This is a genomic window from Aeromicrobium sp. IC_218 (assembly GCF_004336805.1).
In the GTDB taxonomy this organism is placed as follows: Bacteria; Actinomycetota; Actinomycetes; order Propionibacteriales; family Nocardioidaceae; genus Aeromicrobium.
Genome location: NZ_SJXM01000004.1, coordinates 257875 through 271150, shown reverse-complemented (window position 1 = coordinate 271150; position 13276 = coordinate 257875). Strand labels below are relative to the sequence as shown.

Genomic DNA, 13276 nt, shown 5'->3' with positions numbered 1-13276 from the left:
GACTGGGCCGCCTGACCGGGCACGGTGCCCGGGGAAGGTCGGCGGCCCGTGGGCGCGCCGGTCCGAGGCTCGAAACCTCCAGCATCTTCGTCACAGAAGCCTGGAGGGTTCTGCATGTCTGCCCCTTCCACCGACCGCCGCCGATGGTGGACGCTCGCCGTCCTCTCGCTCACCCAGCTGGTCGTCGTCCTCGACGGCACGATCGTCAACATCGCCCTGCCGCAGGCCCAGGCCGAGCTCGGCCTGACCGACGGCCAGCGTCAGTGGGTCGTCACCGCCTACGCCCTCACGTTCGGTGCGCTGCTGCTGCTCGGCGGCCGCATCGCCGACTACGCCGGACGTCGTCGGACGTTCCTCGTCGGCATGGGCGGCTTCGCGCTCGCCTCGCTGTGGGGCGGGCTGGCCCAGTCGGCCGGCGAGCTGATCGCGGCCCGCGGCCTGCAGGGCGTCTTCGCCGCGCTGCTCGCACCGGCGGCGCTCGGGCTGCTCACCGTCACGTTCCCGTCCGGCCCGGACCGCAACGTCGCGTTCGCCGTCTTCGGCGCGATCGCCGGCAGCGGCGCGGCCGTGGGACTGCTGCTCGGCGGCGTCCTGACCGAGTACGCCGACTGGCGCTGGTGCCTGCTCGTGAACCTGTTCTTCGGCGCGCTCGGCATCGCCGGTGGCCTGCTGCTGCTCACCGAGAGCACCGCCGACGGCGACAACCGCTACGACGTGTGGGGCGCGGTCACGGCCACGCTCGGCCTCGGGTCGCTCGTCTACGGGTTCACGCGCGCGGAGCACGGCTGGGGCGAGGCCGACACGATCGGCTTCGTGGCGCTCGGCGTCGTCCTGCTCGCCGCGTTCGTGCTCGTCGAGTCGCGCGTCGCGCAGCCGCTGCTCCCCCTGCGCGTGCTCGCCCACCGCGTCCGCGCCGGCGCCTTCCTGGTGCAGGCCGTCGTCGGCGCGGTGCTGATCGGGGCGACGCTGTACCTGACGTTCCACCTGCAGATCGTGCTCGGGATGTCGCCGCTCGAGGCCGGCCTCGCCAACGTGGTGATGACCGTGGCGACCCTCGTCGTCGTCCCGTTCGTGACCAAGGCGCTGCCGCGCACCGGGCCGCGTCCGTTCATGGTGGCCGGGCCGGTCGTCGCGGCGGCGGGCCTGCTGCTGCTCTCGCGCATCGCCCCGGACGGCGGCTACGCCTCGCACGTGATGCCCGGGCTGGTCCTGATCGGCGTGGGCCTGGCGATGGTGTTCGTGCCGCTGCAGAACCTCGCCCTGACCGGCGTGGCCCCGCACGACGCCGGGGCCGCGGCCGCCACGGTGAACTCGGCGATGCAGGTCGGGGGCTCGGTCGGCCTGGCCCTGTTCACCGTCTTCTACGCGGACGCGATGGAGTCGTCGCTGCGCGCCGGTGCGGCGGTGCCGGCGGCGCTGACCGACGGGTATGCGGCGGTGTTCGTCGCCGCCGGCGTCGCGATGCTGCTCGCCGCGGTCGTCGCCGCGGTGACGGTGCGCGGGCCGAGGGAGGACCTGCTGCCGTCCGGCGACGGCCCCCAGGTCGTCCACGTCGGCTGACGACCCCGGACCTGGAACGGCCCCTCCCCGGCGGGATCGGGGAGGGGCCGTTCGTCAGGACGGATCCCAGAAGGCCTCGGCGTCCGCGTCGCACTCCGGCGAGCCAAGCCGGCCGTCGCACAGGAAGTAGCCGGTGTCCACGCGCAGGACCCGTTCCTCACCGCCGACGTCCTGCACGACGTCGAAGCCTTCGATCGAGATCGAGCCAGTCGGCGTCCCCAGCAGCTCTACGAGCAGCATCTCGACGTCCTCGCTCCCGCACCGGGCGCGGACCTCGCGCTCCAGGGTTCGCCCCTCGGCCAGGCGAGCGAGCCTGCCGTACTTGTATGTCGAGGACGGATCCCCGCGCACCACGGCCCACTCGGCGACGCGGACGTCCCCTGCTCGCACCCGAGGGCGGACCCCGCGGATCATGCCCGGCACACCGCGCTCCACGCAGAGCTGTGCGGCACCCACGGACACCCGTCCGTCGCGCAGCTCGAAAGCCGTGCTTCCGTACGGACCCGCGTCACCGCTGACGCCGGGCCGGGCCGACGAACCCGTCAGTCCCAGGACGGCTCCGCAGACACCTGCAACGCCCGCGAGGACGGCCAGGTACAGGGCAGGGCGACGCTTCACGGGCCGAAGGTATCCCGGTCCGGACGTGCCCGGACGTGGAACGGCCCTCCCCGGCGATATCGGGGAGGGGCCGTCGTCGTGGGTCAGGCCGGGACGACGCTGAGCTCGTCGGCGTCGGGGGCCCGGTCGACCTTGACGGTCTGGCCGTCGCGGACGTCGCCGGCCAGCAGCGCCCGGGCCAGCCGGTCGCCGATCGCCTGCTGCACCAGGCGGCGCAGCGGACGGGCACCGTAGGCCGGGTCCCAGCCGGTGAGCGCCAGCCACTCCTTGGCCGCGTCGGTGACCTCGAGCGTGATGCGCCGGTTGGTGAGCCGGTGCGCCAGCGCGTCGATCTGCAGGTCGACGATGCGGGTCAGCTCCTCGGTGCCGAGCGGGTCGAACATGACGACCTCGTCGAGCCGGTTGAGGAACTCGGGCTTGAACGAGACCCGTACGACCTCCATCACCGCGTCGCGCTTGGCCTCGTCGTCCAGGGCCGGGTCGACCAGGAACGACGAGCCCAGGTTGGACGTCAGGATGATGATCGTGTTGCGGAAGTCGACCGTGCGGCCCTGACCGTCGGTCAGGCGTCCGTCGTCGAGCACCTGCAGCAGGATGTCGAAGACCTCGGGGTGGGCCTTCTCGACCTCGTCCAGCAGCACGACCGAGTACGGCCGACGCCGCACGGCCTCGGTGAGCTGGCCGCCCTCGTCGTAGCCGACGTAGCCCGGAGGCGCGCCGACCAGCCGCGAGACCGCGTGCTTCTCGCTGTACTCGCTCATGTCGATGCGGATGATCGCCCGCTCGTCGTCGAACAGGAAGTCCGCCAGCGCCTTGGCCAGCTCGGTCTTGCCGACGCCCGTGGGGCCGAGGAACAGGAACGAGCCGGTGGGACGGTCGGGGTCGGAGATGCCGGCCCGCGAGCGACGCACGGCGTCCGAGACGGCGGTGACCGCGGCCTTCTGGCCGATCAGCCGACGCCCGATCTCGTCCTCCATGCGCAGCAGCTTGCCGCTCTCGCCCTCGAGCAGGCGTCCGGTGGGGATGCCGGTCCAGGCCGCGACCACCTCGGCGATCTCGTCCGAGCCGACCTCCTCGCGCACCATGAGGTCGTCGTTGCTGCGCTCGGCGGCCTGCGCCTCCTCGAGCTGCTTCTCCATCTGCGGGATCTCGGAGTAGAGCAGGCGGCTGGCGGTGGCCATGTCGCCCTCGCGCTGGGCCTTCTCGGCCGCGACACGCACCTCGTCGATGCGCTCCTTGATCTCGCCGACCGCGTTCAGCTGCTGCTTCTCGGACTCCCAGCGCTGCTCGAGCGCCCGCAGGTTCTCCTGCTTGTCCGCCAGCTCGACGCGCAGCTTCTCGAGTCGCTCCTTGGACGCGTCGTCGTCCTCGGACGACAGGTGGAGCTCCTCCATCTTGAGCCGGTCGACCGAGCGGCGGAGCTCGTCGATCTCGACCGGGCTGGAGTCGATCTCCATGCGCAGGCGGCTGCCGGCCTCGTCGACGAGGTCGATCGCCTTGTCGGGCAGCTGACGGCCGGGGATGTAGCGGTGGGACAGCGTGGCCGCCGCGACCAGGGCCGAGTCGGCGATGGCGACCTTGTGGTGCGCCTCGTAGCGCTCCTTGAGGCCGCGCAGGATCGCGATGGTGTCCTCGACGGACGGCTCGCCGACGTAGACCTGCTGGAAGCGGCGCTCCAGGGCCGGGTCCTTCTCGATGTTCTCGCGGTACTCGTCGAGCGTGGTGGCGCCGATCATGCGCAGCTCGCCACGGGCCAGCATCGGCTTGAGCATGTTGCCGGCGTCCATCGAGCCGTCGCCGGACGCACCCGCGCCGACGACCGTGTGCAGCTCGTCGATGAAGGTGATGACCTGGCCCTCGGACTGCTTGATCTCGGACAGGACGGCCTTGAGCCGCTCCTCGAACTCGCCGCGGAACTTCGCACCGGCGACCATGGCGCCGAGATCGAGCGAGATGAGCCGGCGACCGCGCAGCGACTCGGGGACGTCCCCGGCGACGATGCGCTGGGCCAGGCCCTCGACGACGGCGGTCTTGCCGACGCCGGGCTCGCCGATGAGCACGGGGTTGTTCTTGGTGCGGCGGCTGAGCACCTGCACGACGCGGCGGATCTCGCTGTCCCGGCCGATGACCGGGTCGAGCTTGCCCTCACGGGCGGCGGCGGTCAGGTCGACGCCGTACTTCTCCAGCGACTGGTAGGTGTCCTCGGCGTCCGCGCTGGTGACGCGGGCACTGCCGCGGACGGCCTCGAACGCGGCCTGCAGCGACTCGGCGGTGAGGCCGGCGCGCTCCAGGACGCTACGGGCGCCGGACTGCACGGTGGCGATGCCGACGACGAGGTGCTCGGTGGAGACGAACTCGTCGCCGAGCTGCTTGGCCAGGTCGGTGGCGCGCTGCAGCACCTCGTGGGTGGCGCGGGCGAGGCCCGGGGTCTGGACGCTCGCGCCGGACGCCGACGGGAGGCCGGCCAGCTCGGTGCCGAGCTGCTGCGCGACGGCGCGCGGGTCGGCCCCGGCGGCCTGGACGAGCGGGGCGGCGGTGCCACCCTCCTGCTCGAGCAGGGCGGCGAGGACGTGGGCCGGCTCCACGGCGGGGTTGCCCGCAGCGGCGGCGGCCGAGATGGCGGCTCCCAGCGCCTGCTGGGAGCGCGTCGTGAAGGTGGAAAGGTCCATGCGTGCTCCTCGGTGAGGTTCGGTCTCACTGAGTTCAACCGTACCGAAGTTGAGTCCATTCCCCTCAACTTGGTTGAGTGCGCGTCAGCCTGTGATGATGACGCCGTGACCGTGAGCGCCGCCCACTCGTCGGCCTTCTTCCGCGAAGCACTGCGCGAGGGTGCCGTCTGGACGGTTCGCGACGATGGCGGTTTCCCCGCACCTCAGGGTCACGGCGGACGCCGATCGCAGCCGTTCTGGTCGCTGGAGTCCCGCGCGCAGCACATCATCGACACCGTCCCCGCCTACGCCGGCATGGAGACAGCACGGATCTCGCTCGTTGACTTCCGAGCGCGCTGGCTCCCTGGCCTCCAGGCTGATGGCGTCGGAGTAGGACTGAACTGGTCCGGGCGGAACGCAACGGGGTACGACCTCGAGGCCACGGACATCGAGGAGTATCTGGCGAGAGCGGACCGGGCCTGACCGGGCTCAGCCGGTGAGCCAGGGCTGGGGTCTGCGGTGGCGGACGCGCTCGCGGGCCCGGCGGGCCTGGAGGTAGCGGCTCGGCCGGGCGAGCACGGGTGCGCCGGACCCCACGGTGAAGCGATGGTCGACGGGGTCGACGTGGAGCAGGCCGCGGTGGACGAGCGTGTGGCACCGCGGGCAGAGCCCGATGAGGTTGGCCAGGTCGGTCGGACCGCCCCTGCTGTGCCAGACGACGTGGTGCACGTGGACGACCGGCGCCGAGCAGTGCGGGGCAGCGCACTCGCCGCCCTGGCGGGCGTTCACCGCCTTGCGCTGCGCGGCGGTGGCGAGCCGGACGGTCGGGCCGACGTCGAGCACGGCGTGCCGGGAGTCGGTGAGCACCGGGGTCGCGTCCGCGCCGCACAGCAGCAGGCCGAGCAGGCCCTTGCCGATCGATCCGAAGCCGTGCAGGTGGCCCGGGTGCGTCCCGGGCACCTCGGACGTGCCGGCGGCGTGGGCGAGCGTGTCGTGATCAGCGGTGACGGTGAGGTGCGGACGGACGCCGCGGTCCTGCGGGAGCCCGTGCTCGAGGACACCGGTCAGCAACTCGTCGAGGCCGTCGACGCGGCGCTCGGCCGTGCTGCGGTCGTCGCCGGCGCCCTGCGGAGCCGACAGCGAGCGCAGGACGAGGTCGAGCTTGGCCCCGGTCTCCGTGCCGAGGAAGCCGGTCAGGTGCCACCCCTCGGGCACGGGCGACAGACGGACGTCCTGGCGCTCCATGCCGCGGACCCAGGCCTCGTCGAGCTCGTCGGGGTAGACGGCCTCGCGCAGCGCCTTGACCACGCGACGCAGCTCGGCCGGCTCGGAGGACGTGGCGACCTCGAGCAGCCACGGCTGCGCCGCGACGACCACCTCACGACCGACATGCTTGAGCGCGAAGGCGAGCTCACGGACGTGGGCGAGCCGCACGCGCCCGGCGTCGAAGGCGTCGGCGACCCGGGGAAGGTCGCGCAGTGCCGATCCGGCCCGGCTCAGTGCTCCCGCCTCGGACGGGTCGAGCCGCAGCTCGCGGGCGAGCCACGCTCGCGCCGTGGGCGAGCCCTCGTCCTCGAAGCCTCTCGAGTCCTCCAGCTCGGCGACGGCTCGCGCCTTGGCGGAGTCGAGGGCGTCCTGCGCCCGCTGGATCGCACGGAGACGATCGGCCGGGCAGGCGTGACCGTCGAGCGCGTCCGCCGCGCCGCGAAGCTGGTCGATCACGTCCCCCGAGGCCATGCCTCAGTCTAGTCGAACATGCGTTCGAACAACAGAGGAAATCCCCAGAACCTCAGTACTGGGGAGGGAGATTGTCCTGCTCGTGCGGCGCCAGCGCAGCCAGCACGAACGCGCCTGCCACGAACGCGACACCGAGCGGCACGAGCACCTGGTCGAGGGCCGTGACCACGAGCGCGAACAGGTCGATCGAGAAGTCGGGGGCATAGAGGCCGTAGATGCCGCAGCGGAGCAGCACGCCGACCACGACCAGGGCCAGTCCGACGACCAGCATCGAACGGGGATCGAGCCTGGGCACGCGCATGGTCACTCCGATCGCCCACGACCGTCGCGAGCCAGCACATCGTCGCGCACCGACCGCTCCCGTGGGGGCGGTTCGGGCGAACGCGTCAGCCCTGCTCGGGCGTCGCCTCTCCGCCGGAACCAGCCGACCCGCCGGAACCGGCCGAACCGCCGGAGCCGGACGTCCCCGACGTGCCCGACGTGTCCGCATCGCCACCGGAGTCGGACGCCGGCGGCTCGGTCGTCGGCTCGTCGGGCGTCGGCTCCGCCGGCGTCGGCGTGCGGGTCGGCTTCGGCGTGGTCGGCTCCGAGGTGGTGGGCTCGTCGCTCGGCTCGTCCGTGGGCTCCTCGGTCGGCTCGTCGCTCGGCTCGTCCGACGGCTGCCCGTCGTTGCCGGACGAGTCCGGCGTCGTCGGGGTGTCGGTCGGCTCCTCGGCGTCCTCGCGCTCGGCGTCGGCCAGCTCGCTGCGCAGCACCTTGGCCGCGTCACGGATGCGGGTGGCGGCCGCCTTCGTCATGTCACCGTCGGTGCGCGCCTGGCTGACCTGGTCGAGCAGGTCGGCGACCTGGTCGCGGGCCCGGTCGTACTCGCCCTCGACGATGCTGTCGTCGATCTGGCCGAGGGTCTCGTACAGCGGAGCCAGCGGGTCGTCCTCGCCGGCGCAGCCCGCGAGCAGCCCGAGGCCGAGCACCGTCGTCGTCGCCGCGGCCGCGAGCCGCCGGGTGAAGTTCCCGTTCACTGGCCCGCCTCCTCGACCGAGTCGTGCAGGTCCTGCAACGGGTCCCGCAGCTGCGACGGGACGTCGTCCGGCACGTCGGGGACGGTGGCCCCCCGGTCGCCGAGCAGCACGAGCGCCACGATCACCGCCGCGACGAGGACGATGCCCACCGCGATCGCCCAGTACGGCCGCTTGCGCTTCTGGGCCGGCTCCTCCGCCCGGGGGACGGACGTCGTGGGCTCCGGACGCGCCGCGGCCGGCGGGACGGACGTCATCATCTGCGTCGCGCCGGCGACCTGGGTGGCGTTCGCGAGCTGGGTCGCGGCCGCGTCGTCACCGCCCGCGAGGGCGCGCAGGCGCTCGAGGACGTGCTGGGCGTCGGGCCGGCGGGTCGGCTCGGGATCGGTCATCGCCTGCAGCAGCGTGACCCACCCGGCCGGGAGCGTCGAGGGGATCTCCGGGTTCCGGTTGAGCCGGGCCATCGCCGCCTCGGTCGGCGTGCCGCCGTAGGCGCGCTCACCGGTCAGCGCCTCGAGCAGCACGAGGCCGAGCGAGTACACGTCCGAGGCGGGCGTGACCGTGAGGCCCTGCACCTGCTCGGGCGAGAAGTAGGCCGGTGACCCGATCGTGGTGCCGACCCGCGTGTGGTGCGCGGTGTCGTTGACCAGCCGGGCGATGCCGAAGTCGGCGAGCAGCACGCGCCGGTCCTCGCGCAGCAGCACGTTGCCGGGCTTCACGTCGCGGTGGACGACGCCGGCCTCGTGGACGTACGCCAGCGCCTCGGCGACCTGGGCACCCACCTCGGCCATCCGCTGCGGGGGCACCGGGCCGCCGCGGCGGGTCGCCTCGCCGAGGTTCGTGCCGCGCACCAGCTCCATCACCAGGAACGGCCGGTCGGCGCTCGTGCCCGCGTCGAGCAGGGTGACGAGGTGCGGATGGTTGAGCCCCGCCAGCGTCCGCGCCTCGCTCATGAAGCGCGCCCGGTCGGTCGGGTCGGGCTCGGGGTCGCGGAGCACCTTCACCGCGACCTCACGGCCCAGCAGCTGGTCCTTGGCCAGGTAGACGTCGGCCATGCCACCGCTGCCGATCACCTCGCCCAGCTGGTACCGGTCGCCCAGCAGCGTCGGTGTGCTCAAGACGTGTCCCTCGCTCCCGCTCGATGTCGCCGGTCGCCCGGCGCGGTCATCGACCATCATCGGCGATGCGGCGCCGCGGCGCCGCCCGACGTCGGTCAGTACCCGCTGAAGTAGTCCGTGTGCGCCCGCGGCACGAACCGGCGGACGGCGTGCACCATCGCCGGCGGACCGGACACGTACGCGACCCGGTCCTCGTGGTCCGGGACGTGCTCGTCCAGCACCTCGCGGGTGACGAACGAGCCCTGCGCCCAGGTCCAGCCCGCGGGCAGGTCGGGACGCTCGGGCGAGACGACCACGACCCGCGCGCCGGTCGCGGCCAGCTCGTCGCGGTAGGCGACGTCGTCGGGGCCGGTGACGCCGTAGACGAGCACGACGTCGTCACAGTCGTGGTGGCGCAGCTGGCTGACGAACGGCGTGATGCCGATGCCGCCGGCGACCAGCAGCATCGGGCGGGACGCCCTCGGCCAGGTGAAGTCGCCCGAGACGCTCGTGGCCCGCACGACGTCGCCCTCGTCCAGCGCGACGAGCGCCTGCTTGAACGCGCTGGGCCGCTCGGGGACGCGGACGGCCACGGTCACCTCGTCGCCCGGCGCCGAGGAGATGCTGAACGCGCGGCGGGTGCCGCGCCGGTCGCTGCCGCGACCCGTGAGGTCGAGCTCGAGGTACTGGCCGGGGCGGAACCGCAGCGGACGCTGGGGGTGGAAGCGCAGCTCCCACACGTCCGGGGTGAGCCGGCGCTTGTCGACGACGTCGAGCCGGACGCCGCCGCGCTGGCCGAGCAGGAAGGCGGCCAGGTTCACCGCGAGCAGGGCGATCTCGTAGGTGTTCTCGAACGGGCCGAGCATGACGGCCTCGTCGAACGCGCGCTGCGTCCACAACGGCCAGGTGAACAGCACCGCCGCGGCAGCGGCCAGCACCAGCTGCTGCCAGCGGCGCGGCGAGAGGGTCAGCGGCTCGCTCAGCATGACGCCGGCGAAGAAGACGATCGGCGACGAGTAGAGCGCGAACTGCCAGGCGTCCGAGAACGGCGAGAACGCCATGAGTCCCCAGATGCTCAGCGCGGCGGCCACGACGACGAAGACCGCACCCATGGGCAGGCGACGCGTGCGGTGCAGGATGAGCAGCGCGCCCACGAGCACGGGCCAGAACAGCGGCTCGCTCGCGGCCCACCAGCTCGTCGACGGCACCGCCCAGCCGGTGACCTCGCCGAGCAGGAGCAGCAGGACGGCGGCGGCCGCGGCCGGGTTGAACACGTGCCGTCCGCGCCAGGCCAGGACGAACTTGGACGCCCCGGCGAGGAGGCCGAGCAGCGCCAGCCAGCCGTACCCGGCCGCGTCCTGCGCCGGCCAGTACAGGAACCACAGGATGAGCGCGGTGATGACGGACGACTCGACGTGGACGCGCGTGCGCAGGCCCAGCCCGAGCACGACGCTCGTGGCCGCGGTCGAGGCGACCAGCACGACGAGGCTCAGCAGCATCGGGCCGACGGTGAAGATGCCCGGGTCGAGCTCCTCGAGCGCCGCGAGCACCACCGCGATCGCGGCCAGGACGGCCAGCACGACCGTGACGAGCCGGTACATGGTGCCGCGGCCCAGCAGCGCGTCCAGGCGGGTCAGTGCGGTTCTCACGAGAAGAGCTCCCCGGTCAGGTCCCCGTGCACGGCGGCCCGCCCGTCGGCGGTGATCACGAGCGCGGAGAAGTCGAAGGCCTCGGCCAGCCGGTCGGCCGGGGCGAGGAACAGGGCGGTGGCCAGGGCGTCGGCGGCGAGCGCGCGCTCGGCCACGACCCAGGTGGCGGCGACGTCGCGCGTCGGCGTGCCCGTGCGGGCGTCCAGCACGTGGTGCAGGCCGTCGCCCCAGGCCCGGCGGTTCGTGGCGGACGCGCACAGCGCGCGCCCCGGGTCGAGCTCGATCACCCCGACGGCGAGGGAGGAGTCGTCGGGGTGCTCGAGCGCGACCCGCAGCGGCTCGCCCGCGACGTGCCGCAGGTCGCCGCTGCCGTCGACGGTGACGACGTCCACGCCGTCGGCGAGCAGCAGGTCGGTCACGAGGTCGACCAGGTGCCCCTTGCCGGCGGCGCCGACGTCCAGGACGGTCGCGGGCGGCGCCTCCAGCACCGGGGGCGTCCAGGTCGCCGCGTCCCACGACGGCGCCGCGACGGGCTCGCCGGACGGCTGCAGGGAGTAGGCCGGGTCGTACCCGAGCCGCTCCAGGCTGCCGCCGACGAGCGGGTTCATCGCCCCGTCGGTCAGGCGGTGCAGCGTCGTGTAGACGCCGAGCAGGTCGTCGGCCTCGTCGGCCAGCGCCGCGCGTCCGTGCCGGGCCAGCTCGGCGACCGGCCCGTCGGTGCGGAAGCGCGACCAGTCGCGGTCGTACTGCTCGACCCGCTCGCGGACCCGCTCACGCGAGGCCTCGCCGAGCGGCGTGGCGGTGTCGACCTGCCACGCCGTGCCCAGCGTCTCGAAGCCCCACGTGTGCACGGGTCAGGCCTGCGCCTGGCCGGTGATGTCCTCGATGGCGGCGTTGAAGCCGCCGCTGGTGAGCGACGAGCCGGCCACCTTCGAGACGTCCAGCTCGTCGATCTTCTTGCCGACCACGACCTCGCTGATGCCGCCGGCGAACTTCTTCTGGAACATCTCGGAGTTGCCGCCCTCGGCCTGCGGGTCGACCTCGACGGCGGTGATCGTGCCGTCGGCCTCGAGCGTCACCTCGACCTCGACGCTCTGCGTGCCGCCGGGCGTCTGGTAGCTCCCCTCGGCGTCGTAGTCGCCGGCCTTGTAGGCACCGGTGGCGCCCGTGTCGGGGGCGGCGTCGGTGGCGTCCTGGGTGGCCTCGGCGGACGGGCTCGCGCTCGTGGCCTCGCTCGACGCCTCGGACGAGGAGTCGTCCGAGCCGCAGGCGGCGGTGAGCAGCATCAGCGAGACGGCGGCCGCGCCGGCGGCGGCCTGGGGCAGGCGGGTGAGCTTCATCGGTCCTCCTGGGACACGGGACGTCTTCGGAACTTGTCGGTACAACGATCCCTCGTCCGGGCTAGTTCCCCCGCACGCGTCCCGAGGCGTGACTCACAGCGAACGGACAGCCCGCACCGCGGCCTGGAACCCCGACATGCCGTGCACGCCGCCGCCGGGCGGGGTGGACGCCGAGCAGAGGTACACGCCGTCGGCCACACGGTACGGGTCCGGCGACATGCGCGGACGCATCACCACCTGCCACGGATCGTTGGCCCCGCCGGCGATGTCGCCGCCGACGTAGTTGGCGTTGTAGTCGTGCCAGGCCTGCGGGCCGCGCACGGCCTGGGCCAGGATCCGGTCGCGGAAGCCCGGGGCGAACCGCTCGATCTGCGCGATCACGGCCTCGGTCGCGTCACCCTCGTAGCCGTGCGGGACGTGCGCGTACGCCCAGATCGGGTGCACGTCGCCGTTCGAGCGGCTCGGGTCGGCGAGGTGCTGCTGGCACACGATGACGAAGGGACGCTCGGGCATCCGTCCCTTCGCGATCGCCTGCTCGGCCGCGTTGACCTGCTCGATCTCGCCGCCGAGGTGGACGGTGCCGGCGTGGTGCGCCTTCTCGTTCGTCCACGGGACGCCCTCGGCCACGGCGAAGTCGACCTTGAACGTGCCGGGACCGTAGCGCCACTTGCGCAGGGAGCGACGGACGTGCCACGGAGCCCGGTCGCCGGCGAGCCTCAACGCCTGGTCGGGGCTGGTGTCGAGCATGACCAGGTCGGCCTGCGGCAGCTCGGTGACCCGGTGGCCGGTCTCGATGCGTCCGCCGAGCTTCTCGAGCAGCGACGCCATGGCGCGGGTGATGGAGATGGAGCCGCCCTTGGCGACCGGCCAGCCCCAGCCGTGCGAGAACGTGCCGAACATGAGGCCGAGGGCGGCGGTGGTCGGACGGGTGAGCGGCTGCACGGCGTGGTCGGACATGCCGGCGAACAGGGCGCGGGTCTGCGGGTCCTGGAAGCGCCGGGCGAACACGGTCGCGGGCAGCAGCGCGTTGACGCCGAAGCGGGCCATGACCAGCGGGTGGGCCGGCACGTGGACGATCGGGCCGAACAGCTCGTCGACCAGCGCCTCCTTGTGCTCGACCAGCGGTCCGAAGACGTGGCGCCAGCGGTCGCCGTCGACGCCCAGCCCCTCGACCGTCCGGTCGAGGTCGCGGTAGAGGGCGGCGCCCCGGCCGTCGTCCAGCGGGTGCACGGCGTCGATCTCGGGCCACAGCCACTCCAGGCCGTGCTCGGCCAGCGGCAGCGCCCGGAAGAACGGGGACGCGAGACCGGTGGGGTGCGCCGCGGAGCACACGTCGTGCAGCACGCCCGGCAGCGTCAGCTCCTCGGTGCGGGTGCCGCCGCCGATCGAGTCGTGCGCCTCCAGCACGGTCACGTCCACCCCGGCCTGGGCCAGGACGATGGCCGCTGCGAGGCCGTTCGGCCCCGATCCCACCACGACGGCTGTCGACACGGGCACTCCCTTCGTCGTCCCTCCACCCTGTCGCCCGGGGCGGGGCGCCGCAATCGGGGGACGTCTTGCCCGATGGACGCCCCCGGGCCGCCGTTGGCCCGACCGTTTAGGCTTGCCTAA

The 13276-nt window shown here is 73.3% G+C and carries 12 protein-coding genes; 2 read left to right on the top strand and 10 right to left on the bottom strand.

Annotation, left to right across the window (positions count from 1 at the left end):
• Window positions 1-114: 114 nt before the first annotated feature.
• Window positions 115-1560 carry an MFS transporter gene (locus E0W78_RS07180; RefSeq protein WP_131403168.1) on the top strand — a complete coding sequence of 482 codons (1446 nt, stop codon included), beginning with the start codon at window positions 115-117 and terminating at the stop codon, window positions 1558-1560.
• Between the two features lie 54 nt (window positions 1561-1614).
• On the opposite strand, the gene E0W78_RS16515 is transcribed toward E0W78_RS07180, so the two are convergent.
• Together E0W78_RS16515 and clpB are read right to left on the bottom strand one after the other, a co-directional pair.
• Window positions 1615-1914 carry a hypothetical protein gene (locus E0W78_RS16515; RefSeq protein WP_165570435.1) on the bottom strand — a complete coding sequence of 100 codons (300 nt, stop codon included), beginning with the start codon at window positions 1912-1914 and terminating at the stop codon, window positions 1615-1617.
• A gap of 347 nt (window positions 1915-2261) precedes the next feature.
• A complete protein-coding gene (gene clpB, locus E0W78_RS07170; protein ID WP_131403166.1) occupies window positions 2262-4847 on the bottom strand; it encodes an ATP-dependent chaperone ClpB in 2586 nt (861 codons plus the stop codon).
• Between the two features lie 105 nt (window positions 4848-4952).
• Between clpB and E0W78_RS16510 the strand changes: the two genes are divergently transcribed.
• Entirely contained in the window at window positions 4953-5309 is a 357-nt protein-coding gene (locus tag E0W78_RS16510) for a DUF2750 domain-containing protein (protein ID WP_165570434.1), read from the top strand.
• Window positions 5310-5315: 6 nt separating this feature from the next.
• On the opposite strand, the gene E0W78_RS07160 is transcribed toward E0W78_RS16510, so the two are convergent.
• The 8 genes from E0W78_RS07160 to E0W78_RS07125 form a co-directional block, all read right to left on the bottom strand.
• Window positions 5316-6563, bottom strand: coding sequence for a DUF222 domain-containing protein (locus E0W78_RS07160; protein WP_131403164.1), 1248 nt, complete (start codon window positions 6561-6563; stop codon window positions 5316-5318).
• 52 nt (window positions 6564-6615) lie between these two features.
• Window positions 6616-6864, bottom strand: a complete 249-nt coding sequence (locus E0W78_RS07155) for a hypothetical protein (protein WP_131403163.1) — start codon at window positions 6862-6864, stop codon at window positions 6616-6618.
• Between the two features lie 85 nt (window positions 6865-6949).
• Window positions 6950-7582: a hypothetical protein gene (locus E0W78_RS07150; RefSeq protein ID WP_131403162.1), complete on the bottom strand. Its 633-nt coding sequence runs from the start codon at window positions 7580-7582 to the stop codon at window positions 6950-6952.
• Window positions 7579-8697 carry a serine/threonine-protein kinase gene (locus E0W78_RS07145; protein ID WP_165570433.1) on the bottom strand — a complete coding sequence of 373 codons (1119 nt, stop codon included), beginning with the start codon at window positions 8695-8697 and terminating at the stop codon, window positions 7579-7581. Before E0W78_RS07145 ends, E0W78_RS07150 begins: the two co-directional genes overlap by 4 nt.
• A gap of 95 nt (window positions 8698-8792) precedes the next feature.
• Entirely contained in the window at window positions 8793-10325 is a 1533-nt protein-coding gene (locus tag E0W78_RS07140; RefSeq protein ID WP_131403160.1) for an FAD-dependent oxidoreductase, read from the bottom strand.
• Window positions 10322-11176 (bottom strand): FAD:protein FMN transferase, encoded by an 855-nt coding sequence (locus E0W78_RS07135; RefSeq protein ID WP_131403159.1) that lies wholly within the window; start codon window positions 11174-11176, stop codon window positions 10322-10324. The genes E0W78_RS07140 and E0W78_RS07135 overlap by 4 nt, the downstream gene beginning before the upstream one ends.
• Window positions 11177-11179: 3 nt before the next feature.
• Complete coding sequence (locus E0W78_RS07130; protein WP_131403158.1) at window positions 11180-11665, bottom strand: FMN-binding protein; 486 nt, start codon at window positions 11663-11665, stop codon at window positions 11180-11182.
• 93 nt (window positions 11666-11758) lie between these two features.
• A complete protein-coding gene (locus E0W78_RS07125) occupies window positions 11759-13156 on the bottom strand; it encodes an NAD(P)/FAD-dependent oxidoreductase (RefSeq protein WP_131403157.1) in 1398 nt (465 codons plus the stop codon).
• Window positions 13157-13276: the final 120 nt, after the last annotated feature.

What these genes read in the sequence shown, in the direction of transcription:
- E0W78_RS07160 (WP_131403164.1), bottom strand. Translation starts at nt 6,563, where the DNA reads ATGGCCTCGGGGGACGTGATCGACCAGCTTCGCGGCGCGGCGGACGCG.
- clpB (WP_131403166.1), bottom strand. Translation starts at nt 4,847, where the DNA reads ATGGACCTTTCCACCTTCACGACGCGCTCCCAGCAGGCGCTGGGAGCC.
- E0W78_RS07130 (WP_131403158.1), bottom strand. Translation starts at nt 11,665, where the DNA reads ATGAAGCTCACCCGCCTGCCCCAGGCCGCCGCCGGCGCGGCCGCCGTC.
- E0W78_RS07155 (WP_131403163.1), bottom strand. Translation starts at nt 6,864, where the DNA reads ATGCGCGTGCCCAGGCTCGATCCCCGTTCGATGCTGGTCGTCGGACTG.
- E0W78_RS07180 (WP_131403168.1), top strand. Translation starts at nt 115, where the DNA reads ATGTCTGCCCCTTCCACCGACCGCCGCCGATGGTGGACGCTCGCCGTC.